This window comes from Noviherbaspirillum sp. (genome assembly GCF_035627455.1).
GTDB lineage: Bacteria > Pseudomonadota > Gammaproteobacteria > Burkholderiales > Burkholderiaceae_D > Noviherbaspirillum.
The window spans coordinates 58,499-81,603 of record NZ_DASPLS010000015.1; the positions used below are offsets into that span (position 1 = coordinate 58,499).

General features: G+C 66.8%; 22 protein-coding genes, 1 pseudogene and 1 riboswitch. Of the genes and pseudogenes, 16 read left to right on the forward strand and 7 right to left on the reverse strand.

Annotated elements, in window-relative coordinates; genetic code table 11:
- The first annotated feature begins 72 nt into the window (after positions 1-72).
- On the forward strand, positions 73-1,347 hold the full coding sequence (locus VEC01_RS02495) for a multidrug effflux MFS transporter (RefSeq protein WP_414691404.1): 1,275 nt from the start codon (positions 73-75) through the stop codon (positions 1,345-1,347).
- Positions 1,348-1,420: 73 nt separating this feature from the next.
- Positions 1,421-1,801, forward strand: a complete 381-nt coding sequence (locus VEC01_RS02500; protein WP_324898422.1) for a YkgJ family cysteine cluster protein — start codon at positions 1,421-1,423, stop codon at positions 1,799-1,801.
- Here VEC01_RS02500 and VEC01_RS02505 read toward each other — a convergent pair.
- On the reverse strand, positions 1,731-2,177 hold the full coding sequence (locus VEC01_RS02505; protein WP_324898424.1) for a helix-turn-helix domain-containing protein: 447 nt from the start codon (positions 2,175-2,177) through the stop codon (positions 1,731-1,733). The two genes, VEC01_RS02500 and VEC01_RS02505, sit on opposite strands and share 71 nt — an antisense overlap.
- 105 nt (positions 2,178-2,282) lie before the next feature.
- Here VEC01_RS02505 and VEC01_RS02510 point away from each other — a divergent pair, with 105 nt between their 5' ends.
- Complete coding sequence (locus VEC01_RS02510) at positions 2,283-2,702, forward strand: VOC family protein (RefSeq protein WP_324898426.1); 420 nt, start codon at positions 2,283-2,285, stop codon at positions 2,700-2,702.
- Between the two features lie 4 nt (positions 2,703-2,706).
- Here VEC01_RS02510 and VEC01_RS02515 read toward each other — a convergent pair whose 3' ends face one another.
- The gene (locus VEC01_RS02515) at positions 2,707-3,027 is read right to left on the reverse strand and encodes a thioredoxin family protein (protein WP_324898428.1); all 321 of its coding nucleotides are present in this window, start codon (positions 3,025-3,027) and stop codon (positions 2,707-2,709) included.
- Between the two features lie 97 nt (positions 3,028-3,124).
- On the opposite strand from VEC01_RS02515, the gene VEC01_RS02520 reads away from it, so the two are divergent.
- On the forward strand, positions 3,125-3,604 hold the full coding sequence (locus VEC01_RS02520) for a GyrI-like domain-containing protein (protein WP_324898430.1): 480 nt from the start codon (positions 3,125-3,127) through the stop codon (positions 3,602-3,604).
- Here the strand turns inward: VEC01_RS02520 and VEC01_RS02525 are convergent, their stop codons facing one another.
- Both VEC01_RS02525 and VEC01_RS02530 read right to left on the reverse strand, forming a co-directional pair.
- The gene (locus VEC01_RS02525; RefSeq protein WP_324898432.1) at positions 3,605-4,051 is read right to left on the reverse strand and encodes an SRPBCC family protein; all 447 of its coding nucleotides are present in this window, start codon (positions 4,049-4,051) and stop codon (positions 3,605-3,607) included.
- A 79-nt stretch (positions 4,052-4,130) separates the two neighbouring features.
- Entirely contained in the window at positions 4,131-5,240 is a 1,110-nt protein-coding gene (locus VEC01_RS02530) for an ATP-dependent 6-phosphofructokinase (protein WP_324898434.1), read from the reverse strand.
- 419 nt (positions 5,241-5,659) lie between these two features.
- Positions 5,660-5,753, forward strand: a riboswitch (cyclic di-GMP riboswitch).
- 110 nt (positions 5,754-5,863) lie between these two features.
- On the opposite strand from VEC01_RS02530, the gene VEC01_RS02535 reads away from it, so the two are divergent.
- Complete coding sequence (locus tag VEC01_RS02535) at positions 5,864-6,673, forward strand: lytic transglycosylase domain-containing protein (protein WP_324898435.1); 810 nt, start codon at positions 5,864-5,866, stop codon at positions 6,671-6,673.
- Here VEC01_RS02535 and VEC01_RS02540 read toward each other — a convergent pair.
- Positions 6,624-8,876, reverse strand: a complete 2,253-nt coding sequence (locus VEC01_RS02540) for a tetratricopeptide repeat protein (protein ID WP_324898460.1) — start codon at positions 8,874-8,876, stop codon at positions 6,624-6,626. The two genes, VEC01_RS02535 and VEC01_RS02540, sit on opposite strands and share 50 nt — an antisense overlap.
- Before the next feature lie 231 nt (positions 8,877-9,107).
- Between VEC01_RS02540 and VEC01_RS02545 the strand changes: the two genes are divergently transcribed.
- The 9 genes from VEC01_RS02545 (at position 9,108) to VEC01_RS02585 (ending at position 18,886) form a co-directional block, all read left to right on the forward strand.
- A complete protein-coding gene (locus VEC01_RS02545) occupies positions 9,108-10,256 on the forward strand; it encodes a GNAT family N-acetyltransferase (protein WP_324898437.1) in 1,149 nt (382 codons plus the stop codon).
- Positions 10,257-10,360: 104 nt separating this feature from the next.
- The gene (locus tag VEC01_RS02550) at positions 10,361-10,651 is read left to right on the forward strand and encodes a GNAT family N-acetyltransferase (protein WP_324898439.1); all 291 of its coding nucleotides are present in this window, start codon (positions 10,361-10,363) and stop codon (positions 10,649-10,651) included.
- Between the two features lie 150 nt (positions 10,652-10,801).
- Positions 10,802-12,217 (forward strand): efflux transporter outer membrane subunit, encoded by a 1,416-nt coding sequence (locus VEC01_RS02555; protein ID WP_414691407.1) that lies wholly within the window; start codon positions 10,802-10,804, stop codon positions 12,215-12,217.
- A gap of 70 nt (positions 12,218-12,287) precedes the next feature.
- The gene (locus VEC01_RS02560; RefSeq protein WP_414691408.1) at positions 12,288-13,439 is read left to right on the forward strand and encodes an efflux RND transporter periplasmic adaptor subunit; all 1,152 of its coding nucleotides are present in this window, start codon (positions 12,288-12,290) and stop codon (positions 13,437-13,439) included.
- A 14-nt stretch (positions 13,440-13,453) separates the two neighbouring features.
- Positions 13,454-16,552 (forward strand): efflux RND transporter permease subunit, encoded by a 3,099-nt coding sequence (locus tag VEC01_RS02565; protein ID WP_324898462.1) that lies wholly within the window; start codon positions 13,454-13,456, stop codon positions 16,550-16,552.
- Between the two features lie 70 nt (positions 16,553-16,622).
- Positions 16,623-17,120 (forward strand): 5' nucleotidase, NT5C type, encoded by a 498-nt coding sequence (locus VEC01_RS02570; protein ID WP_324898444.1) that lies wholly within the window; start codon positions 16,623-16,625, stop codon positions 17,118-17,120.
- Between the two features lie 374 nt (positions 17,121-17,494).
- Positions 17,495-18,082 (forward strand): NAD(P)H-dependent oxidoreductase, encoded by a 588-nt coding sequence (locus tag VEC01_RS02575; protein ID WP_414691405.1) that lies wholly within the window; start codon positions 17,495-17,497, stop codon positions 18,080-18,082.
- A 31-nt stretch (positions 18,083-18,113) separates the two neighbouring features.
- Positions 18,114-18,395 (forward strand): DUF4389 domain-containing protein, encoded by a 282-nt coding sequence (locus tag VEC01_RS02580; RefSeq protein ID WP_324898446.1) that lies wholly within the window; start codon positions 18,114-18,116, stop codon positions 18,393-18,395.
- Positions 18,396-18,574: 179 nt separating this feature from the next.
- Positions 18,575-18,886: a hypothetical protein gene (locus VEC01_RS02585; RefSeq protein ID WP_324898448.1), complete on the forward strand. Its 312-nt coding sequence runs from the start codon at positions 18,575-18,577 to the stop codon at positions 18,884-18,886.
- A gap of 19 nt (positions 18,887-18,905) precedes the next feature.
- Here VEC01_RS02585 and VEC01_RS02590 read toward each other — a convergent pair whose 3' ends face one another.
- Positions 18,906-19,349 carry a thioesterase family protein gene (locus VEC01_RS02590; protein WP_324898465.1) on the reverse strand — a complete coding sequence of 148 codons (444 nt, stop codon included), beginning with the start codon at positions 19,347-19,349 and terminating at the stop codon, positions 18,906-18,908.
- Positions 19,350-19,693: 344 nt separating this feature from the next.
- Between VEC01_RS02590 and VEC01_RS02595 the strand changes: the two genes are divergently transcribed.
- A complete protein-coding gene (locus VEC01_RS02595; RefSeq protein ID WP_324898450.1) occupies positions 19,694-22,081 on the forward strand; it encodes a diguanylate cyclase domain-containing protein in 2,388 nt (795 codons plus the stop codon).
- Positions 22,082-22,094: 13 nt separating this feature from the next.
- On the forward strand, positions 22,095-22,748 hold the full coding sequence (locus VEC01_RS02600; protein WP_324898452.1) for a glutathione S-transferase family protein: 654 nt from the start codon (positions 22,095-22,097) through the stop codon (positions 22,746-22,748).
- 32 nt (positions 22,749-22,780) lie between these two features.
- Here the strand turns inward: VEC01_RS02600 and VEC01_RS02605 are convergent.
- A pseudogene (locus tag VEC01_RS02605) lies at positions 22,781-23,105 on the reverse strand (hypothetical protein); the annotation flags it as partial.

The following is a 23,105-nucleotide window of genomic DNA, read 5'->3' on the forward strand; positions in this document are numbered from 1 at the left end:
TCGGACTGGAAAGAAAGCCATGCGCGGTGCCTGCAGGCGCAGGCGCCGCTACCGCTGTTACCATCCCCATTCATGCACGACACGAAGACTCCGGAAACCCCGCCCGCGCCCGCTATGGGGGCCGCGCCGCTGCGCGGCCTCGCCTTCCTGCTGGCGGCGCTGTCGATGCTCGGGCCGTTCTCGGTGGATACCTATCTGCCGGCATTTCCCGAAATCGAAGCGACGCTGCGCGCGACCTCGCTCGAGGTGCAGCAGACCCTGACCGCCTACATGCTGTCGTTCGCGCTGATGATCCTGTGGCATGGCGCGCTGTCCGACGCTTTTGGGCGGCGCAACGTGATCCTCGCCGCGCTCGCGGTGTTCTGCGTGGCGTCGCTCGGCTGTGCCGCCGCGCACAGCATCGAATACCTGTGGGCCTTCCGCATCCTGCAAGGCGTGTCGGCCGGCGCCGGCATCGTGATCGGCAGGGCGATCATCCGCGACCTGTACGCCGGCGCGCCGGCGGCGCGGCTGTTGTCCCTTGTGACGATGATCTTTTCCGTCGCGCCGGCAATCGCGCCCATCCTCGGCGGCTGGATCGTGAAGCTCTTGAACTGGCGCGCGATCTTCCTGTTTTTGTTCCTCTATACCGCGCTGCTGATCTATTTCTGCTACAAGCGGCTGCCGGAGACCCTGCCGCCGGCCGGCCGCCAGCCGTTCAATGCGCGTGCACTGGCGCAGAACTACCGCCGGGTGTTCGGCTCGCCGCTATTCCTGCTGAAGGCCGGAACCGTTGCCTTCAACTTCGCCGGGCTTTTCCTGTACGTGGCGGCCGCACCGGTCTTCGTCACCCGGCACCTCGGCCTCGGGCCGGACCAGTTCGCCTGGCAATTCGTGCCGACCGTGGCCGGCATTTTCCTCGGGGCGCTGACCGTCAACCGGCTGGCCGGCCTGCTGTCGATCGGCACGCAGGTGATGATCGGCTTCGCCTTCCTGCTCGGCGCCGGCGCGTTCAACGTCGGCTACCATCTGTTCGCGCCGGCGGCACTGCCGTGGTCGGTGCTGCCGCTGTTCTTCTATGCGTTCGGCATGGCGGTGGTGGCGCCCGGCGTCACGCTGCTGGTGCTGGACCTGTTTGACGACATACGCGGCATTGTCGCGTCCTGCCAGTCGTTTACCCAGATGCTGCTGGCGGCGGCGGTGTCCGGCGTGCTGGCGCCGCTGCTGGCGCCCGCGGTGCTGTGGTTGGCGGCCGGGCAGCTGGCGTGCGCGGTGATCGGTTTCCTGCTGTGGCTGGCCGGCTGGTCGTACCACCGGCTGCTGCACAGGCGGGAAATGAATGCGTGGGAGACGGTGCCGATCGAGTAGGCGGTTGACGCCTGGAAAAAAAGGCCGACAAAATAACGGCTTTGCAAATTTCGCACGAGAATCAGTCGTCACGATGAGCGAGCGTCTTTCCTGCAACGACAATCCCTGCCTGGATTGCGGCGCCTGCTGCGCCACCTACCGTGTTTCCTTCTACTGGGCCGAAGCGGAAGTGCGAAGCCTGCCGGCGCACCTGACCGACAAGGTGAATGACTGGTACAGCTGCATGGCCGGTACCGGCCGGCCATCGCCGCGCTGCGTCGCGCTGCAGGGCAGCATCGGCGGCGCGGTCGCATGCGCGGTGTACGACAGCCGCCCCTCGCCCTGCCGCGAGCTGCAGCCGGGCGAGGAAAAGTGCAACAAGGCGCGCCTGCGCCACGGACTGCCTAGCGTTTCACCAGAGCCTGCGGACCAAACAGCGAACCGCCCGCGCGCACCGCATCCTGTACCCGCGTGAACATCGTTTCCCGGTCGGCATAGACCGCTTGGACGAATTCCATTGGCGCGGTGGTTTGCGGATCGTGCACCGCGCTCCAGCCGCACATTTCCAGCAGGAGGGGGATCAGCGCGATCCCCTTTTCCGTCAGCGCATACACATCCTTGCGGCCGTCCGCCGGATGCGGGCCCTTCGCCAGGATGCCTCTCTGCTCAAGATGCGCCAGCCGCGCGGCGAGCACATTGGTGGAAATGCCCTCGCCCGATTCCAGGAATTCCCCGTAGGTTCGCTTTCCCCAGAACACGATGTCGCGTACGATCAGCAACGACCAGGGATCGCCAAAGGTTTCCAGGGCGAAGTTGACCGGGCAGTGGGACTTGTTATCGGTACGTTTCATATGGGTCAGCATAACATACTTGCATGATGCAAGTGAAATGCTATACTCCAGCCATCGCGCGATCCACCCCCAGCTGTTGCCCCTTTCCCTTAAAAGGAGAATGCGATGCAAGTCCAGCCCTACCTGTTCTTCAACGGCCGCTGCGAAGAGGCGCTCGGGTTTTACCGCGAAGCGCTCGGCGCCGAAGTGACAATGCTCATGCGCTACAAGGACAGCCCCGAGCCACCGCCACCGGGCATGGTGCCGCCCGGGTCGGAAAACAAGGTGATGCATGCGGCGTTCCGCGTCGGCGACACCCTGCTGATGGCGTCGGACGGCAATTGCGCGGGCACGCCCGACTTCCAGGGATTTTCGCTGTCGGTGTCGGCGCCGGACGAAGCCGCCGCGCAGCGCATGTTCGCTACGCTTTCCGAGGGCGGCCAGGTCAGAATGCCGTTGGGCAAGACTTTCTTCTCGCCGTGCTTCGGCATGGCCGCTGACCGCTTCGGCGTCGGCTGGATGGTGATCGTCGATCAGCAGCAATGACCCTCTAATGATCGATCTGCCCGAGCGCCTGCCGTATCTCGCCCGCGTCCGCCGGGCGCACCACGCGCGCCACTTCGCGGCCGTCGCGCAGGAACACCAGCGTCGGCCACAGCTTGACGCGGAACGAGCGCCCCAGCGGCCGGCCGGGGCCGTCTTCCACCTTGATGTGGCGCACGCCGGGATGGCCGGCGAAGGCGGACGACACCAGCGGCTGCGCGGCAAGGCAGTAGCCGCACCAGCCGGTGCCGAATTCGATCACAACCGGACCTTCGAACGCATCGACGTCGGCGCGCGACGGTTCATCCGAGGAGTAGCTGGCAGTCATGGCATGGTCCTTCCCCCAAGGTACACGGATCGCGACAGCTTACTCCGGCGGCACGGCGCCTGCTTGCCGCGCCACTTTTCATGACGGGGAGAACCAGATGAACCAGAACCAGGACGCCAGCCTCGCGCCGCCGCGCTTCGTCGACGGCGGAAGCATGTGCATTGCCGGCATCGGCAACCGTTATACGAGTGACGCCAGCGCCGGCATTGCGGCGCAGTGGCAGCGCATCCAGCCGTATCTCGGCCGCGTGCCGGGGCAGGTCGGCAAGCTCGCGTACGGCGTGTGCCGCAACGGGCCGGACGGCGGCTTCGAATACCTGTGCGGCGTCGAGGTTGGCGACGCCGGCGCACTGCCGCCGGGATGGGCGCAGCTGCAGCTGGCGCCTGCCCGCTATGCGGTGTTCGTGCATCGCGGCCCTGTTTCGGCGATCCGGAGCACGTTCGAGGCGATCTGGCGCACCTGGCTGCCCGCGTCCGGCTGCCGCGTCGCCGATGCGCCCATCCTCGAGTGCTACGGCGAGACGTTCAACCCGGAGAACGGATCGGGCGGCATCGAGATCTGGGTGCCGCTGGCCTAGCTAGCCGGGGATCTCGGCTTCCACCAGTTGCGCAAGCAGCGCCAGGGATTGCTGCCAGCCGAGATAGCAGGCTTCGGCCGGAATCGCCGCCGGGATGCCTTCCTGCACGATGTGCAGCTCCGTGCCGCATGACACCCGCTTCAGCGACACCGTCAGCTGCATTTCGCCGGGCAGGTCCGGGTCGTCGAAGATGTCGGTATGGCGGATCCGTTCGTTCGGCAGCAGTTCCAGGTACTCGCCGCCGAATGCCTGGCTGTGCCCGGTCGTGAGGTTGGTGAACGACATCCGGTAGGTCCCGCCGACGCGCGCATCGAGATGATGCACCCTGCCGGTGAAGCCGTGCGGCGGAAGCCATTTGGCCAGCGCATCGGGATCGAGGAAGGCGCGGTATATCCTCTCGGGAGGCGCGCAAAGCACGCGGTGAAGCCGGACGCTGTGGGCGGACATGAAGACCTCCAATCGCGGATTATGCTGCGGTCTGGCAAAGCTGTGCATGCTGCTTCGACCGCGCAGCATGCAGCCGTATTCAGTCGCCCAGGCAGATGCCGAGGTCGCGCGCGGTCTGCAGCGTGTCGCTGTCCATCGGCACCGCCTTCATGCGGCCTGCGACTTCTTCCAGCGACACATAGTCGACATTCGGGAAGGCAAGCGACACCATCACACCGGACATCCCATCGTCCAGCGCGCGCACCGCGGCCGCGCCGAAGCGCAGCGCGGCGAGCCGGTCGAAGGAAGTCGGGCTGCCGCCGCGCAGCAGGTGGCCGAGCACCACCACGCGCGCATCCTTGCCGGTGCGTTCGGCCAGCGCCTTGGCCACCCGCTCGCCGATGCCGCCCAGCCGTTCCGCATGGCCGATGCCGGCCGCTTCCGCGACCTGGCGCCCGCCCTCGAGCGGCGACGCGCCTTCGGCCACCACCACGATCGAATACATGCGGCCGATCTTGTCGCGGCCGCGCACCTTGGCGGCGACCTTCTCGATGTCGAACGGAATTTCCGGAAGCAGGATGCCGTGCGCGCCGCCGGAGATTCCGGCATGCAGCGCGATCCACCCGGCGTAGCGCCCCATCACTTCCACCACCATCACGCGCTGGTGGCTTTCCGCGGTGCTGTGCAGGCGGTCCAGGCAATCGGTGGCGAATGCGACCGCGGTGTCGAAGCCGAAGGTGGTGAAGGTCTTGTCGAGGTCGTTGTCGATCGTCTTCGGCACGCCGACCACGCGCAGCCCCTTGCGGTGCAGCGCGTTGGCGATCGTCAGCGAGCCGTCGCCGCCGACCGCGACCAGCGCGTCCAGTCCTTCCTTCGCGAAATACGCGAGGATGTCATCGGAGCGATCCGTTTCGCGGATGCTGCCGTCGGGCAGCGTCAACGGAAAATGCAGGGGATTGCCCTTGTTGGTGGTGCCAAGGATGGTGCCGCCGAGATGGGCGATGCCGCGCACCTTGTCAGGCGTCAGGCGGAATACGCCGCCTTCCGGATACCGCTCCGGACACAGGATGCCGTTGAAACCATCGCGGATGCCGTAGCATTCCCAGCCGCGGTTGGCCGCCGCCAGCACGGTGGCGCGAATCACGGCGTTCAGGCCCGGCGCGTCGCCGCCGCCGGTGTTGATGGCAATACGTCGGATGGGACTGGTCACTACGCTGCTCCTGTTGTTTGCTGGCCGATTGTGTGCAGCAAGTATCCCCGGCGCGCAGGGGGCAAGTCAATGCCGCGCAGGTCCGTGATTCGCGGCGATGAAAACAGGAAATCGTTGCTTTTTCGTCGCTCCCGCACCGCTGTGGCGCATGTCACAGTCTTGCCTCGCGGCGCTGCATACACTGGTCCTGCAGTTTGCGAGGAGACCATGATGGGCAGCAGCACACCACAGACACCGGTCCGGCGCGGAAGCCGGGATTTCGCATTGCTCCGCCTGCGCGTCCTGTTGCGGCGTCAGCGTCGAACGCGGCGTTGACGCAGTTGCATGCCGGCTTGCCATGTTGCGGAAAAGCCGTTTCCAATTGCAACAAACGTTTCCGTGTTGAAACGCGCGGGCTATCCTGAACCTGACAGCAACCATTCCGATTTCGGCAAACCCGTTGAAAAGCGGGGACGCAAAGCTTCTGGTCTACAGGATCGCTCGACGAGCGCCTATGACAGCAGGGCTGCGCGGAGGCGACTCCGCTGACGGTGTCACCACACCCTCTCCACTCTTGCGTGCACGTGATCGCGAATCGACGACGCGGCGTGAACGCATGCCGCATGCTGGCGACAGGGGGGAGTATGTGTGGCAAACCGGCATGCGCGACAGGCTTTGTCGTCGCGCTCACGAGTTGCGCCGCCGCAGGTGCGCGCGCAGTGCGCAGCGGTGCAAAGACGGCGCTCCTCGCATGCGGCGTCGCAGTGCTGGCCGCATGCGCCGGACCGTTTCCCGTCACCGCCCCGGGCGGAGACAACACGCAGCAGGCGGCGTCCCTGCCGCTCAACAGTGAAGCGTCGCGGCCCAGGCGCACGCGCGCCACGCGCCCGCAGGACGTGTTGTCCGAATGGGGCACCTTCGGCATCGAACCGCGTTCCTTCAAAAAACCGAAGACGACGCGCGCGCGCCCGCTCATTCCCGCGCCCGAATACACCGAATCGATCCAGGAAATCGTCGACAACGCGACCTGTCATTCCTGCGAGCAGAAGCCGTATCACCGCCTGGTGGTCAATGCATCGATCGCCCACGGCGTGCCGCCCAGCCTGATCCATGCGGTAATCCAGAAGGAGTCGGGCTACAACCCCAATGCGCGCTCCCACCGCAACGCGCGCGGCCTGATGCAGGTCACGCCGGCGACGGCGCGCTTTGTCGGCGTCGGCGCGGGCAAGTCGCTGTACGATCCGCAGACCAACATCAATGCCGGCACCGCCTACCTGAAATACCTGATGCGCACCCACGACACCTTCGAAGAGGTGCTGGCCGCCTATAATTCCGGCCCCGGCAACGTGCGCAAGTACAACGGCGTGCCGCCGTTCCGCGAGACCCGGCGCTATGTCATCGACGTCAAGCGCTACTACGCGGCGAGCGCGAAGGAAGGGCCGGCGGCGCGCTAGCAGCGAGGGCCTCGGCCAGGCTCTGTTCGAAGGCGCGCACCACGCGCACGTCGTTGTCGGCCAGCGACGCGGCAAGCCGCAAGCGCTCGCGCCTGCGATTGCGCGCGACGGCATCGCCGCATTCCCTGGCCAGCATCGACGCGATCGCCACGTATTCCTCGCGGGAAGCGGCGATCGTGTCTTCAATGCCGATATGCTGCAGCAGGCCAGCCGCCAGCCGCTGGCGCAGCTGCGGCCCTTCCAGGGTAACGACCGGAATCCCGCGCTGTATCGCCAGCCGCGCGGTGCTGTAGCCGGAGAATGCCGGGCAGTCGAGGCAGATGTCGCACAGGTCGAGCAGTCCGAGGAATTTTTCCTGCGACAGCCAGGGGATGACCTGCAAGTGCCTTTCCGGAGCCAGGCCCCGCCGCGCCAGTGCGCGGCTCATGCGGCCGACCAGCCGTCCGGTCGCCCACGGGAACTGCGGATGCGTCGGCAGCATGAACACGCAGTCGCCGACGGCGGCGGCGATGTCGGCAAGGAGTTCGTCGGCGGCAGGGTCGATCTTGAACGGCATCTGCGCGACCAGGAAGCGTGCGCCGCGGCGGCCGCGCAGTTGCGCCTGCAGCGCCGGCACCGCCTGCGGCGCGCGCGCGAGCGGCGCGGTGCAGCAGCCGGTGCCGGGAAGCCGCACCAGGCGCTCGCGGTAATGGGCTTCGGCGTGCGCGGGTTCCAGCAGCAGCCCCGAGAAATACAGGTCGATGGTCGGCAGCCCGGAAGTCAGCGGATGGCCCCAGCCGGCCGTCTGCACCGGCGCCAGGCGGCGGCAAGCCAGGCTGTACGCGAGCGGCTCGACGCCGAGTTCGGGGTAGAAAACCGCATCCGGGCGGTCGGCGGCGAATGCCTCCAGCCAGCCGTTGACACCGCACACCGTGCGCGCGTCGCGCCAGATGTCGGCCAGCGATCTCGCGAGCGCCGTTTCTTCATCCTCGGCATGGTCGAGGTGGTACAGCACCAGTTCGAAGCGGGTGCGGTCGAGCTGCTGCAGCAGGCCCTTCAGGTGGATCTCCCACACCGGATGATGCAGGAAGCGGGACGATGCGATCGCCAGCCGTATCTTGCCGCGGCCTTGCGCGCGCGCCGGGCCGGCTGCCCCAGGCTGCGCCAGCAGGTCGCCGAACCGCGACAGCAGCGACACATGGTTGCCCGCGCGGTAGGCGAGGCAGAACGGCAGCTGCAACCGGGATGGATCGACCGGCCGCGACTGCGCCGACCGCATCCACTGCGCCAGCTCGTTCAGCGCCGCGGCAAAGCGTGCCGGCGCCGCCGACGCCTCCTCCTGGTTGCGCGGCAGGAGCGGCAGGCAGCCGCTGGCGCGGGCCATGCGCATTGCAGCGTCGTCCGGGGCGAGCGTGGCGAGCCGCTCGAAAGCGGCGCGTGCCTCTTCCATGCGCCCCTGGTCGCGCAGCACCGACGCCAGGTTGTGGTGCGCGGCGACGAAATCCGGCCTGCATTCCAGCGCGCGGCGCAAGCTCGATTCCGCGTCCGCGAACCGTCCCAGGTCCTTCAGTAACCGGCCCAGATTGTTGTGCGCCTCAGCCAGGTCGGGGCGCAGGTCGAGCGCGCGGCGGTACGCGGCCAGCGCTTCTTCCATGCGGCCCTGGTCACGCAGCACGCTGCCGAGGTTGCTGTGCGCCTCCGCCAGGTCGGGACGCAACTCGAGCGCCCGGCGATAGTGCGCGACGGCAGCGTCGAGCTTGCCCTGGTCGCGCAGGATATTGCCCAGGTAGGCATGGGCGCCGGGAAAGGCGGGATTGAGCTTGATCGCGCGGCGCAGGCACTCCGCCGCCTCCGGCTGCCCGGCGCGATACAGTGCCAGGCCCAGGTAATAATGCGGCTCCGCGTCATCCGGCAGATGCGCGGCGGCCGTCCGGAACGCTTGCAGACCATCCTTGCCCTGCATTAACTGCGCCAGTCCCAGTCCTTTCCACGCCAGCCCGAAGTCCGGGGCCGCCGCAAGCATTTCCGCCGCCGCCGCTTCCATGTCGCCATAGCGCCCGCTCAGGAACATCGCGCCAAGCAGGTTGCGTCCCGCCTCCGGATGGCCCGGATGCGTCCTCAACACCAGCCGGTAAAACGTCTCGGCTTCTTTCAGACGGCCTCTCCTATGGTGGTAGATGGCTTGCTGCAGTGCGGTCCGGGCCGGGCTGGACGGCGTTGACATCGACACGTTGATCTCCCTTGCTGGAAGCGCGAAGCCGCGCACGAAGATAGGTTAGCGGCGCCGGCGTCAGCCTTGGCGGCAACGGTGCAATTGCTTGCGCATGAACAAATGTGCGCATGCGTTGCGCCAAATCGTATTGCTTTCCGACACCTTGCATCCTGCGCGGAACTTCCTTGTCCGCCCATGTTCCGATTCGGTATTACGCAGCCTGCGGCCTCCCGGGAGAGACGAGTGCGAATTGAACCTGCGCAACGCGCGTCACGCCAAGCCCCGCATGCCGATCCGGGTCGGGTCGAACCTGCTTCGGGCCGGACCGAAGTCGTCATCCACGACAACGAGATTCCCGCGTTTGCCGGTCCCGAGCTGGACCGCCTGTACGGCACGCTCTATTCCTCGCTTTCTTACTTCCGGACCTGCGGCGGCCTTGACGGCGCCAGCACTTACGCTGCCCGCCGCAACGACGAAATCCGCGCGCTCTTCCTGTTCCGTCGCGACGCGCACAAGGTGACGGTGATCAACGAGGGCATGCGTGTGCCGGCGGAGGAAATCTGCCGTTTCGCGCGCCACATGTTCTTTGCCTATCCGTCGGTGCGGCAGGTGCATTTCCACGCGGTCCAGCCGGACCGGGGCGACATTCCGATGCTGCATCAACGGTTTTTCTGCTCGGAAGATTTCATCACGACATTGCCAGCCACGCAGGACGCTTTCCTCGCGCGCCTCGGCCCGGCAACGCGCAAGAACCTGAAGCGGCACCGCAACCGGCTGGAACGGGATTTCCCGGATTTTTGCTATCGCGTGCACGAGCGCGGCGACGCCACTGAAGCCGACATCCGCACCATCCTCGAGCTGAACCGGCAGCGCATGGCCGTCAAGGGCATGGCTACCTATATCAACGAGGAGGAAGCGCAGAGCATCGTACGCCTGGTGCAGTGCTGCGGCGCTGCCTTGGTCGCGACCATCGGCGGCAGGATCTGCGGCGGCACGCTGATGTACCGGATCGGCGAGAACCACCTGTCCAAGGTGAATGCGCACGACCCGGCCTACGATGATTACCGGCTCGGCATGTTGTGTTGCTACCTGGCCATCAGCGAGGCGATTGCCTGCGGCGCCCGTCATTTTCATCTCGGCCACACCCATTACGACTACAAGACGGCGCTGCTGGGGCAATGGCAGCGCTTCGACCATATTGCGATCTACCGGTCGCCGCTGGCCCTGCTCGGCAGCGGCCGCGACGCGCTGAAGATTGCCAGGGATGGGTACAAGCTGCGCGCCACCCGCTGGTTCACCGATAATGCCAATCGGAAGCATAGCGTCCCCTGGCGTCTGGCCAGGAAGCTGCTCGAAGTGCGGCGCACGACAAAAAGGCGGCTCCAGGCCTGAAAACAAAGGCTGCAGCCGATACACAGTTGCAACATTTGCACTACAATGAATCCTCATTGACTAACCGGTCGCGCCGTGGCGCGACATGAAGGACGGGAAGGATCATGGGCAGTGCAACATTAAGGAACAATACCGGCGCGCAGCGATACGAACTGGTCGACGGCGACGAACTGGTCGGCTTCGCGGAATACCGCAGCGACGGTGACACCACGGTGTTCACCCACACCGAGGTTGCGACCGAGCATGAAGGCAAGGGCTACGGGTCGGCGCTGGCAAAGCAGGCGCTGGACGACGTGCTCGCCCGCAACGGAAAAATCGTCGCGCAGTGTGAATTCATCGCTGCCTACATCGGCCGCCATCCGGAATACGCCGCCGCCATCAAGCCGCCCCGGTAATGCCGCCGCAGCAAAGCCGCCGCAGCAAAGCCCCCGCAGCAAAGCCGAATAACATGCCTCCGTACCTGCACTGACGCTCCGCCGCCGCCGTTCTCCCGCGTGGCGGCGGTGCGCGCACATGCAGCCCGCGCAAGAAGAACAATCATGTCCATGACACCACGCCGACGACTCGCTATCGCTATCCTGCCTCTGCTGCTTGCCGCCTGTGCCGCCCCGCGCCCGCCGGCCGCGACCGCGCCCGCCGTGCCCGCGCAATGGCAGGCGCCGCTGCCGCACAACGGCAGCACCGCCGACCTGGCGCAATGGTGGCAGGCGCAGGGCGATGCGCTGCTCGCGCAACTGGTGGATGCCGCGCAAGCCGCCAGCCCCACCCTGGCCGCCGCCCGCTCGCGCATGGAACAGGCGCGCGCGGTGCGCGTTGCCGCCGGCGCCGCGCTTGCGCCGGCGCTGAACGCAGCGGTGAGCAGCAGCCGCAGCAGTGCGCAGCCGCCGCTGCCGTTGGGGACCACCTCGCAGGCCGCGTTGCAGGCGGCATGGGAAATCGACGTCTTCGGCGGCGCCCGCGCCGACCGCGACGCCGCGCAGGCGCAGCTGGAAAGCGCGACCGCTTCCTGGCACGCCGCACGGGTATCGGTGGCGGCGGAAGTCGCGAACCAGTACTACGCATTGCGCGCCTGCGAACAGCTGCTGTTGATTGCGCAATCGGATGCGGCATCGCGCGCGGAAACCTCGCGCCTTGCCGAGCTCAGCGCCAACGCCGGCTTCCAGGCGCCTGCGGTCGCGGCGCTCGCCAGCGCCAGCGCCGCGGAGGGCCGCGCACGCGTCACGCAGCAGCGCGCGCAATGCGAACTCGAGCGCAAGACGCTGGTTGCGCTGACCGCCCTGCCGGAGGAAGATCTGCGGCAGAAGCTGGCGGCGCCGCCACAGTCGCCAGGGACGCCTCAGGAGGCGCAGATGAACATTGCAAGCCTGCCGGCACAGCTGCTGGCGCAACGGCCGGACGTGTACGCGGCGGAACGCGACCTGGCGGCGGCCAGTGCCGCGGTCGGCGGGGCGTACGCCGACCGCTTTCCGCGGCTGACGCTTTCCGGCTCGGTGGGGCGCGCCAATTTCCGTGCCGCCGGCGCCAGCACCGATCTTTCCACCTGGTCCGTCGGGCCGCTCGCGGTGACGGTGCCGGTATTCGATGCCGGCAGGATTTCCGCCGGCATCGACGCCGCCACCGCCCGTTACGAAGAAGCCGCCGCGCTGTATCGCGCCCGCGTGCGCCAGGCGGTGCGCGAAGTGGAAGAGGCGCTGGTCAGCCTGCAGAGCACCGCGACCCGGCGTGACGATGTGCGAATCGCGGTCGAAGGCTATCGCGCCTCGTTCGACGCCACCGAAGCGCGCTACAAGGGCGGCCTGGCAAGCCTGGTCGAACTGGAAGAGGCGCGCCGTACCCGGCTGGCCGCGGAAAACGCGCTGGTGTTGCTGGAGCGGGAGCGGCGCGCCGCATGGATCGGGCTGTACCGCGCCGCCGGCGGCGGCTGGCGCAGGGATGCGGCGGGCGGCCCGGGTGGAACCTGAAGTGCAAGCACCAGGCACGCCTCACGCCACGCCGCGCAAACACGATATGAACACGAATTCCGACAACATCATGAAGCCATTTCAATCCAAACCCGCTTTGCTGCTCATCACCGTCCTGCTCGCCGTCGCCGCCATCTCGGCGCTGATTGCAGCACCCGAGTCAGGCGCCGCCGACGACAAGAAGGCTGCCGGCCCCAAACCCGCGCTGACGGTCACCACGGTGCGGCCGCAAACCGCGTCGCTGCCGATCCGCCTGGCGGCCAACGGCAACATCGCGGCCTGGCAGGAAGCGATCATCGGCAGCGAATCGAACGGCTTGCGGCTGGCCGAAGTGCATGCCGGCGTCGGCGACCAGGTGCGCGCCGGCCAGGTGCTGGCCAGCTTCGCCAATGAAACCGTGGCGGCCGAAGTCGCGCAGGCGCGCGCCGCGCTGATGGAAGCCGAGGCGACCGCGGCCGACGCCGCCGCCAATGCCGCCCGCGCGCGCACCCTGCAAAGCACCGGCGCGTTGAGCCAGGCGCAGATCAACCAGTACCTGACGCTGGAACAGACGGCGAAGGCCAGGGTCGAAGCGGCCAAGGCGACGCTCGCCGCGCAGCAGTTGCGCATGCGGCATGTGCAGGTGGTGGCGCCGGATTCCGGCATCATCTCCGCGCGCAATGCGACGGTCGGCGCGGTGGTTCCCGCCGGCACCGAACTGTTCCGCCTGATCCGCCGCGGCCGCCTCGAATGGCGCGCCGAGGTGACGGCGTCGGAACTGGGCCGGATCAGGCCGGGCATGCCGGCCACCGTCACCGCCGTCACCGGCGCCGAACTCAAGGGCAAGGTGCGCATGGTCGGGCCGACCGTTGACCCGCAGAACCGCGCCGCGATCGTCTACGTGGACCTGCAGCCGGCTTCCGGCGACGCGCCGCCGGCCAAGGCCGGCATGTTCGCGCGCGGCGAATTCGACCTCGGCGCGTCGTCCGCGCTGACCGTGCCGCAGCAGGCGGTGGTGCTGCGCGACGGCTTCAGCTATGTGTTCCGCCTGGCGCCCGACAACCGCGTGCAGCAGGTCAAGGTGCGCACCGGCCGCCGCATCGGCGACCGCGTCGAGGTGCTGGAAGGCCTGAAGGCCGACGCGCCGGTCGTGGTCAGCGGCGCCGGCTTCCTCAACGACGGCGACCTGGTGCGGGTTGCGGATGCGCAGGGACCGGCCAACGGCACGCCCGCATCGAAATAAGGATTGCTGCCATGATGAACGTTTCTTCCTGGTCGATCAGGAACCCGATCCCGGCGCTCATGCTGTTCGTGATGCTGACCTTCGCCGGCGTGCTGTCGTTCCGCGCGATGAAGGTACAGAACTTCCCGGACATCGAACTGCCCACCGTCATCGTATCGGTATCGCTGCCCGGCGCGGCGCCCGCGCAACTGGAAACCGAGGTCGCGCGCAAGATCGAAAACTCGATCGCCACGGTGCAGGGCCTGAAGCATATCTACACCAAGGTGCAGGATGGCGGCGTCACCCTCACCGTGGAATTTCGCCTGGAAAAGCCGGTGCAGGAAGCGGTGGACGATGTGCGATCGGCGGTGGCGCGCGTGCGCGCCGACCTGCCGGGCGACGTGCGCGACCCGATCGTCAACAAGATGGACCTGGCCAGCCAGCCGGTGCTCGCCTTCACCGTGTTCTCGCGCAACATGGACGAGGAATCCCTGTCCTGGTTCGTCGACAACGACATTGCGCGCAAGCTGCTGGCGGTGCGCGGCGTCGGCGCGGTCAACCGCGTCGGCGGCGTCACGCGCGAGGTGCGGGTGGCGCTCGACCCGGCAAAGATGCTGGCGCTCGGGGCGACTGCCGCCGATGTGTCGCGCCAGCTGCGGCAGATGCAGAGCGAAACTGCCGGCGGGCGCGCCGACATCGGCGGCGGCGAGCAGCCGATGCGTACGCTGGCGACAGTGAAAACGGCGGAAGAGCTGGGACGGCTGGAACTGCCGCTGTCGGACGGCCGCCGGATCCGCCTCGACGAGATCGCCACCGTCACCGACACCATCGCCGAGCGCCGCTCGGCCGCGCTGCTCGATGGCAAGCCGGTGGTCGGTTTCGAGGTTGCGCGCAGCAAGGGCGAGAGCGAGGTCGCGGTCGGCGCCGCGGTGCAGGCGGCGCTCGCCGACCTGAAGGCGCAGCGCCCTGACCTGGAAATCACCGAAGCCTTCAACTTCGTCACGCCGGTCGAGGAAGAGTACAACGGCTCGATGCAGCTGCTGTATGAAGGCGCGATCCTTGCGGTGATCGTGGTCTGGCTGTTCCTGCGCGACTGGCGCGCGACCTTCGTGTCGGCGGTGGCGCTGCCGCTGTCGGTGATCCCGGCCTTCACCGGCATGTACCTGCTCGGTTTCTCGATCAACGTCGTGACGCTGCTGGCGCTGTCGCTGGTGATCGGCATCCTGGTCGACGATGCGATCGTCGAAGTCGAAAACATCGTGCGCCACCTGCGCATGGGCAAGACGCCCTACCAGGCGGCAATGGAAGCGGCGGATGAAATCGGCCTGGCGGTGATCGCCACCACCTTCACGCTGATCGCGGTGTTCCTGCCGACCGCGTTCATGAGCGGCGTCGCCGGCAAGTTCTTCAAGCAATTCGGCTGGACCGCGTCGCTCGCGGTATTCGCGTCGCTGGTGGTGGCGCGCGTGCTCACGCCGATGATGGCGGCCTACATCCTCAAGCCGATCGTGGACGGGCACGGCGACCCGCGCTGGATGAAGACCTACATGCGCTGGGCAACCTGGTGCCTGAAGCACCGGTTCATCACCATGATCGCCGCCACCGCGTTCTTCATCGGATCGATTGCCCTCATCCCGCTGCTGCCGACCGGCTTCATCCCGGCGGACGACAACTCGCAGACCCAGGTTTATCTCGAACTGTCGCCCGGATCGACGCTGGCGCAGACGATGCAGGCGGCGGAACAGGCGCGCATGCTGGTGTCGAAGGTCGAGCATGTGAAGAGCGTCTACACCACGATCGGCGGCGGCACCGCCGGCGGCGATCCGTTCGCGATGCAGGGGGCGGCGGAAGCGCGCAAGGCGACGCTGACCATCAAGCTCTCCGAGCGCGGCGTGCGTCCGCGCAAGCAGGGCATCGAAAACAACATCCGGGTCGCGCTGGAAAGCCTGCCTGGCGCGCGCTTCAAGGTCGGCCTGGGCGGATCCGGCGAGAAATACATCCTGGTGCTGACCGGCGAAGACCCGAATGCACTGCGTACGGCCGCAATGGCGGTCGAGAAGGACCTGCGCACCATTCCCGGCCTCGGCAACATCGCATCGACCGCCAGCCTGATCCGGCCGGAGATCGCGATCCGCCCGGATTTCGCACGCGCGGCCGACCTCGGCGTGACCTCGAGCGCAATCGGCGAGACGCTGCGCATCGCGACCGTCGGCGACTACGACATCGCGCTGCCCAAGCTCAACCTGTCGCAGCGCCAGGTGCCGATCGTGGTGCGGCTGGACGAGGCGGCGCGCGCCGACCTTGGCACGCTGGAGCGCCTGACCGTGCCGGGCAGGCGCGGGCCGGTGATGCTCGGGCAGGTGGCGGAACTCGAAGTGGCCGGCGGCCCGGCGGTGATCGACCGCTATGACCGCTCGCGCAACATCAACTTCGAGATCGAGCTGTCCGGTCAACCGCTCGGTGACGTGACCGCGCTGGTGCATAAACTGCCTTCGGTGGTCAACCTGCCGCCCGGCGTGCGCGTGGTGGAAGTGGGCGATGCGGAAGTGATGGGCGAGCTGTTTGCCAGCTTCGGCCTGGCGATGCTTACCGGCGTGCTGTGCATCTACATCGTGCTGGTGCTGCTGTTCAAGGATTTCCTGCATCCGGTCACCATCCTCGCGGCGCTGCCGCTGTCGCTCGGCGGCGCCTTCGTCGGGCTGCTGCTCGCGCAGAAGAGTTTTTCGATGCCCTCGCTGATCGGCCTCATCATGCTGATGGGAATCGCGACCAAGAACTCGATCCTGCTGGTGGAATATGCGATCGTCGCGCGCCGCGACCACGGGCTGTCGCGCTTCGACGCGCTGCTCGACGCCTGCCACAAGCGGGCACGCCCGATCATCATGACCACGCTGGCGATGGGTGCCGGCATGATGCCCATCGCGATCGGCATCGGCACCGCCGACCCCAGCTTCCGTTCGCCGATGTCGATCGCGGTGATCGGCGGCCTGATCACGTCAACCGTGCTCAGCCTGCTGGTGGTGCCGGCGGTGTTCACCTACATGGATGACCTCGAGCAGTTGATGCGCCGCCTGCGCGGAAAACTGCGGCGCGCGCCGAAGGACGGGGCGGAGTCGGCACGGGGCGAAGCGTGAGCGCGGGAGAGATGAACCGGCAGCGCTTTGCCTTGTCCATGCTGCGAATGGAAAAACAAAGCGAGCGCACATGACTGAGCGACCCAGACTGCAGGTCTTCCTCGACCTTGACGGCGTATTCGCCGACTTCGACAGGCGCGTCAAGCGCCTGTGCGGCAAGCATCCCGGCGAACTCGACCGCAGCCGCCTGTGGAAGATCGTCAATGCGGACAAGCGCTTCTTCGCCGAACTGGAATTGATCGAAGGCTGCATGCTTTTGTGGGAGGCGACGCGCGACCTGGAGCCGGTTTTCCTGACCGGCGCACCCAGCAACAAGGTGTTCCAGGAACAGAAGCGGGAATGGGTGGCGCGCATCTTCGGACCGGAATTCACCGTGCACGTGGTGCCCAAGAAGCTCAAGCAGGAGTTCAGCGGGCCGCACAAGGTGCTGATCGACGATACGCCGGAAAACATCGAACGCTGGAAAGAGCGCGGCGGTTACGGGATTCTGCACAGCGGCGACCATGAATCGACGGTGCGCGCGCTGCGCGAACTGCTGGCCTTGTACGAGAAGGAAGGCGGCCGGTGAGCCGTGCCAGCGGGTGCGGACCTGCGTAAAGAACCCTGGGGTGGGTCGAGCGGAGCGAAACCCGCCGTTCACCATAGGTGCAGCACACCGTGGGTTTCGCTCCGCTCAACCTCGGCGGCCCCACCTCGGCGGCCCCACCTCGGCGGCCCCACCTCGGCGGCCCCACCCACCCTGCGGTCCTGGCGCTGCATGAGAAGGAGGGCGGTATGTAAGCGGCATGGCCCTGGCGGCTTCTTCCCGTGCTTGCCGCAGCCGCCCGCCGTTGGTGAAACTTTGATCCAGTTCATGGTTTTTCAGCCAATAGCGGCGAAGATGGACTGGCAGCCCGCACCAGAACACGGGCATCGCCAACGGTAAGTTCGAAGGGAGGCATCATGGGCAAGCGCATCCTCTTGATTCAAGGCCATCCGGACGCCGGCGCGCCGCATTTCTGCCATGCGCTGGAAAACGCGTACGCCGACGGCGCCCGCGCCGCCGGGCACGAGACCAGGCGCATCGAGGTCGCCCGTCTTGATTTCCCCATCCTGCGCAGCCAGCAGGAATGGGAGCAGGGCGCGCTGCCGCGGGGCCTGGAAGAGGCGCAGGCGGCGATCCGGTGGGCCGAACATATCGTGTTCTTTTTCCCGCTATGGCTGGGCGACATGCCGGCGCTGCTGAAGGCCTTCCTGGAACAGGTCGCGCGTCCCGGCTTTGCATTTTCGCGCGAAGGCAAGAACCCGCTCGCCAACAAGGGCCTGACCGGCCGCTCGGCGCGGGTGGTGGTCACGATGGGCATGCCGGCTGTCGTCTATCGCTGGTACTTCCGCGCGCACAGCATCAAGTCGCTGGAACGCAATATCCTCGGCTTCGTCGGCATCGCGCCGGTGCACGAAACGCTGATCGGCATGGCCGGCAACATCGACGCCAACACTGCGGCGAAGTGGCGCGGCCGGATGGAAAAACTCGGCGCACACGGTGGCTGAGCGCGCGCGCACGCATAACAAGAAAGGAGCAATGATGAGCCAGCAACCCTATACCGCAAGCGGCAACCGCAGCCTCTGGATGCGCGCGCTGTTCATGCTGCTGATGGTGATGGCCTACCAGCTGTCGGTCACGCTGCTGTTCTTCCTCGCTCTGATCCAGTTCGCGTTCGCGCTGTTCGCCGACGCGCCGAATGCGCGCCTGACGGCATTCGGCCAAAGCCTCGGCAGCTACCTGAGGCAGGTGGTGCAATTCCTCACGTTCGCGAGCGAACAGGCGCCCTTCCCGTTTGCAGACTGGCCATCTGACGGATAAGGCGCAGCGCGGCTGAACAGGATGGCAATGCGCGTCTGACAAGGGCGCGCGACTGGCGTGAACATTGCGACATCAACACGCGGCATTTTTTCGCGCGCCCGTGTTTTTGCATGGAAAAGGCGTTGCGGCCGGTGGCATAATCGATGCCTTGACTCAACTTTCCAGGCGTCACATCTCCCATGCCAAAGCTGCATCATCCTGGGCCGGGCACGCGCATTGCGCTCGCCGTCGGCGCGCTCGGATTCCTGCTGTCGTTCCTTGTCGCGGCACTGATGCTTTCGCAGGGCAATCCCGGCTTTCTCTTCATCTGGATGATTGCGCTCGCCGCGACCGCCGCATGCATGCGCACCCATGCGAAATGGCGCCGCTCTTTCGAGCGGATTTATGGCAGCGAGCCGCGCACTTTCTACCCGGCGCAGCGCCGGTGGCAGCGCGACGTCGAAGACGTGGTGTTCCGCGAACTGCCGGATGGGGCGGCATCCGGTTGCTGAGCGGCCGCCGTTCTGCGGGTCAGCCGACCCAGTTCACCTTCGCAAACTTGCGATGGAATGCCTCCGGCATCGGCACCACCTTCTTGTTCACGTAATCGAAGCAGACAAAACCGGACTTCGCCATCGCCACCAGCGCGCCGTCGCCCGGACGGGTGATGCGGAAGGTGAAGTCGCCGCCGTACCGGTTGAAGTCCATCACGCCGACTTCGAACAGCAGCTGGTCGCGCGCATGCGCTTCCGTCCTGTAGGTGGTGGCGAGATCGGTCACGATGATGCCCACGCCGTCACCCTGCGTCTCCTGGATGCCGAACTCGAACAGGAAGCGCGCCCGCGCCTCCGAGATCATGGAAATCATCGAGTCGTTGCCGAGGTGGTTGGCGGCGTTGATGTCGGTCACGCGCACGGTGAGCGTGGTCGAGTAGTAGTACTGGTCTTCCGGGAATTCTAGTTTGAGGCGGGCCATGCTGGTCTCGGTTGTGTTCATGCAGCCGCCGGTCGGGGCCGGCTGCTGCGGGTGCGGCATTTTATCCCGGGGTGGCCGGCAGCGCGACCATTGCCGGCCCGGCAGCCTGTCAAAACGCGCGGCGCCCGCAATCTCGGTTTTCCACAATCCGCGCAGGGCCGCCGGCATGTTATGTTGCTATCGTTCCGCGCTGCCCCGGCGTGGATGTGCAGTACGCCTGCAACACCCGCAGCGGCGCTGCGATTGCGGCGGCCGCATTTGCAAGCGCAAGTGCTACCATTCGTCCATGTACGCGTAGCGGTGCCCGGCGGGCCCTGGTACCCGTTTCCACCTTCTACGTCGCCATGCGTGTCATTTTCCGTTTCCATACCCTCAGCCTGAAGACCAAGCTCGCCGTCTATGGCACCGCGGTGACGCTCGCCGTGGTCGGGCTGCTGGCGGTGCTCGCTCTCTCCGTCGTGCGCGAAGATGTGCGGCGCGGCGTGACCGACACGCAGACGGCCCTGGTCGACGCGCTGAAAAAGGAGCTCGACGAAAAGATCAGCGATAGAAAGCGGGTGGTCGCGCTCGCTGCCGCCAGTCTGTCCGGGATGAAGGCGCTGAGCCCGCAGGCGATCGAACACTACCTCCGGGAGCGGCCGGTATTGCAGCTCAGTTTCGATGCGTTTTTCTTCGCCGATGCCAGCGGGCGCATCATCTACGACTTGCCGGAACTGCCCGGCCGCCGCGGCAACTCCGTCGCGAACCGCGGCTATTTCAAGGCCGTGATGGAGCGCGGCGAAGTCGTCATATCCGAACCGCTGCAGGGCAAGACCACCAAGGAGCCGAATATCGTGTTCGCCGCCCCGATCCGTTCCGCCAGCGGCGAAACCATCGGCGTCCTCGGCGGCATCCTGTTCCTGTCCCGCTCGAACTTCCTCGGCGACCTGCCGGAGGCGCGCATCGGGAAGGAAGGGTATTTCGCGCTGGTTTCCAAGGGCGACCGGCCGACCATCCTCACCCACAAGCAGCGCGACCGCATCATGAAGCCGGTGCCGGACGCGAAGACCAGTCCCGCTCTGTGGCGGGCACTCGCCGGCCACGAGGGAACGGTCGAGTTCGTCAACAGCCAGGGCGTGGAAGGCATCTATACCTTCCGCGGCCTGGAATCCGTGCCGTGGCTCCTGTTCGCCTCCTATCCGACCAGCGAGGCCTATGCGCAGCTGCGTCACCGCGAACGCCAGATCGTGGCACTTGCCGCCATGCTCGCGCTGCTGTCCGGTGTTTTCCTCTGGTGGTTCTCGCGCCGCCTGCTCAGTCCGCTGGACAAGCTGACGCACATGATGCAGCTGCAGCTGCACCAGGCGCAGCCCGCCGGTGCGATCGATGCGCAGAGCGAAGAGCTGTCGCAGCTGGTTTCCGTGTACGACAAGCTGATGGAGCACAAGCGGCAGTCCGAGGAGACGCTGCGCAAGAGCGAGCAGAAATTCCGCGGCATCATCGACCGTGCAGGCGACGCCTTCGTCAGCATCAACGGCGAGGGCTGCGTGACCGAGTGGAACAGGCAGGCGGAACTGACCTTCGGCTGGACGCGCGACGAAGCGATCGGGCGACGGCTGACGACGCTGCTGATGCCGCCCGAGCTGGACCGGAAGTTTACGACGATTCTCGAGACCTCTTCCGCGCGCAGCGGCCATGCCAGCCTCCATCATCCGCGGGAAGTGGCTGCGGTGGACAAGCGGGGCAGGACGATTCCGGTGGAGATCTCGGTGACCGGGGAGAATGACGGCAACGGCTTCGTCGCACACGCCTTCCTGCGCGATATTTCGGAGCGCAAGGCGGCCGAGGAGCGCGTGGCCGACAGCGAGCGCCGGTTGCGCACCGTGACCGACAGCCTGCCGATGCTGATCGGCTATATCGACAGGAAGCAGTTCGTGCGCTTCATCAACGGCATGTCGGAACGATGGCTCCGTATCAAGCCGGAAGCGGCGATCCATCGCCACCTGTCCGAGGTGGTGGGCGGGCAGACCTATGCGTTCCTGCAGCCGCAGCTGGAGCGCGCGCTCGGCGGCGAGCGCGTCAAGTTCGAATTCGAAGCCACGGTGCGCGGCATCACCGGCTTCAACCAGACGGTGTATGTGCCGGACCGTGCCGAGGACGGTTCGGTCGCCGGCGTCTATGCGCTGAGCACGGACATCTCATCGCTCAAGGCAGTCGAGCGGCAATTGCTGCGCCTGGCGCGCTTCGATTCGCTCACCGGGCTGCCGAACCGCGCCCAGCTGCACGAAAAACTGGCCGAAGCCACCGCCCGCGCGCGGCGAACCGGGGCGGCGCTCGCCGTCATGTTTCTCGACATCGACCGCTTCAAGTCCATCAACGATACGCTCGGCCACGCGGTCGGCGACGAGGTGCTGCAGAATTTTGCGCAACGGCTCAGGCAGAGCGTGCGGGAAACCGACGTCGTGGCGCGCCTGGCGGGCGACGAGTTCGTGATCGTGCTGGAAGGATTGAACTTCGGAGAGGAAGCCGACCTGGTCGCGCGCAAGGTCCTGCTGTCGGTGTCCGAGGAGATGCCCATCGCCGGTCGCATGCTGCCGGTCACGACCAGCATCGGTATCGCCTATTGCCAGGACGGCGGCCTCGACCCTGCCGCGCTGCTGGTGCAGGCCGACCAGGCGCTGTACGCCGCCAAGGAGGCGGGACGCAATACCTTCCATCGCACGCTTGCTACAATTGCCGCGGTCGGCAACTGAAACAGGCGCAGCGATGTACAAGCTCTACTACTACCCGGGCAACGCCAACCTTGCTCCGCACATGCTGCTGGAGGAGCTCGGCGTGGACTACGAACTGGTTCTGGTCGACCGCGACCGCGATGCGCACAAGAGCCCCGAATACCTGAAGCTCAATCCGGCCGGTCGCATTCCGGTGCTGGTCGACGGTGACTTCGTGCTCAGCGAAACGGCCGCGATCTGCCTGCACCTGGCGGACCGCCACCCGCGGGCCGGCCTGGCGCCGGCGCCGGGCACGACCGAGCGCGCGCGCTTCTACCAGTGGCTGATCTACCTGACGAACACGCTGCAGGCGGAGCTGATCACCTACTACTATCCGGAACGGCTGGCCGACCACGCGCAGGGCGCGGAATCGGTGAAGCGGCACGCGGAAGCCCGCATCGGCGGCATGCTCGACCTGATCGAAAACCGGCTGGCGGAAAATGCAGCCGCCGGCCGCGGCCCCTACCTGCTCGGACAGCGCTACACCGCGGTCGATCCCTTTCTGCTGATGCTGGCGCGCTGGACCCGCCACTTCGCGCATCCGGCGCGCGCGCGGCGCCATCTCGGCGCCTGCCTCGACCTGGTCGCCGCACGTCCCGCCGTGCAGCGCGCGTTCGCGGCGGAAGGGCTGGCCGCGCCGCTTTACTGAACGGCGGGCGCCAGGCGCCGGAATGCCACCGCCTAGAACTCTTCCCAGTCATCCGAGTTCCCGGACAGCGCCGCCCGGGCCTCGCCGGCGACGCGACCCGGCGCCTGCTTCGCAGGCCGGCCGGTTCTTGGCGCGGGCATGCGGGTCACGGGCCTGGCGGCCGCGGCCACGACAGGCCGCGGCTGCGCCGCCTGCATGCCTTCGACCTTGAACACAGCAACGGTGTGCGCGAGCGTTTCCGCCTGCTTCTGCATGGTTTCGGAAGCCGCCGCGGCCTCTTCGACCAGCGAGGCGTTCTGCTGGGTCGCCTGGTCCATCTGGGAGATCGCCTGATTGATCTGCTCGATGCCGGCGGTC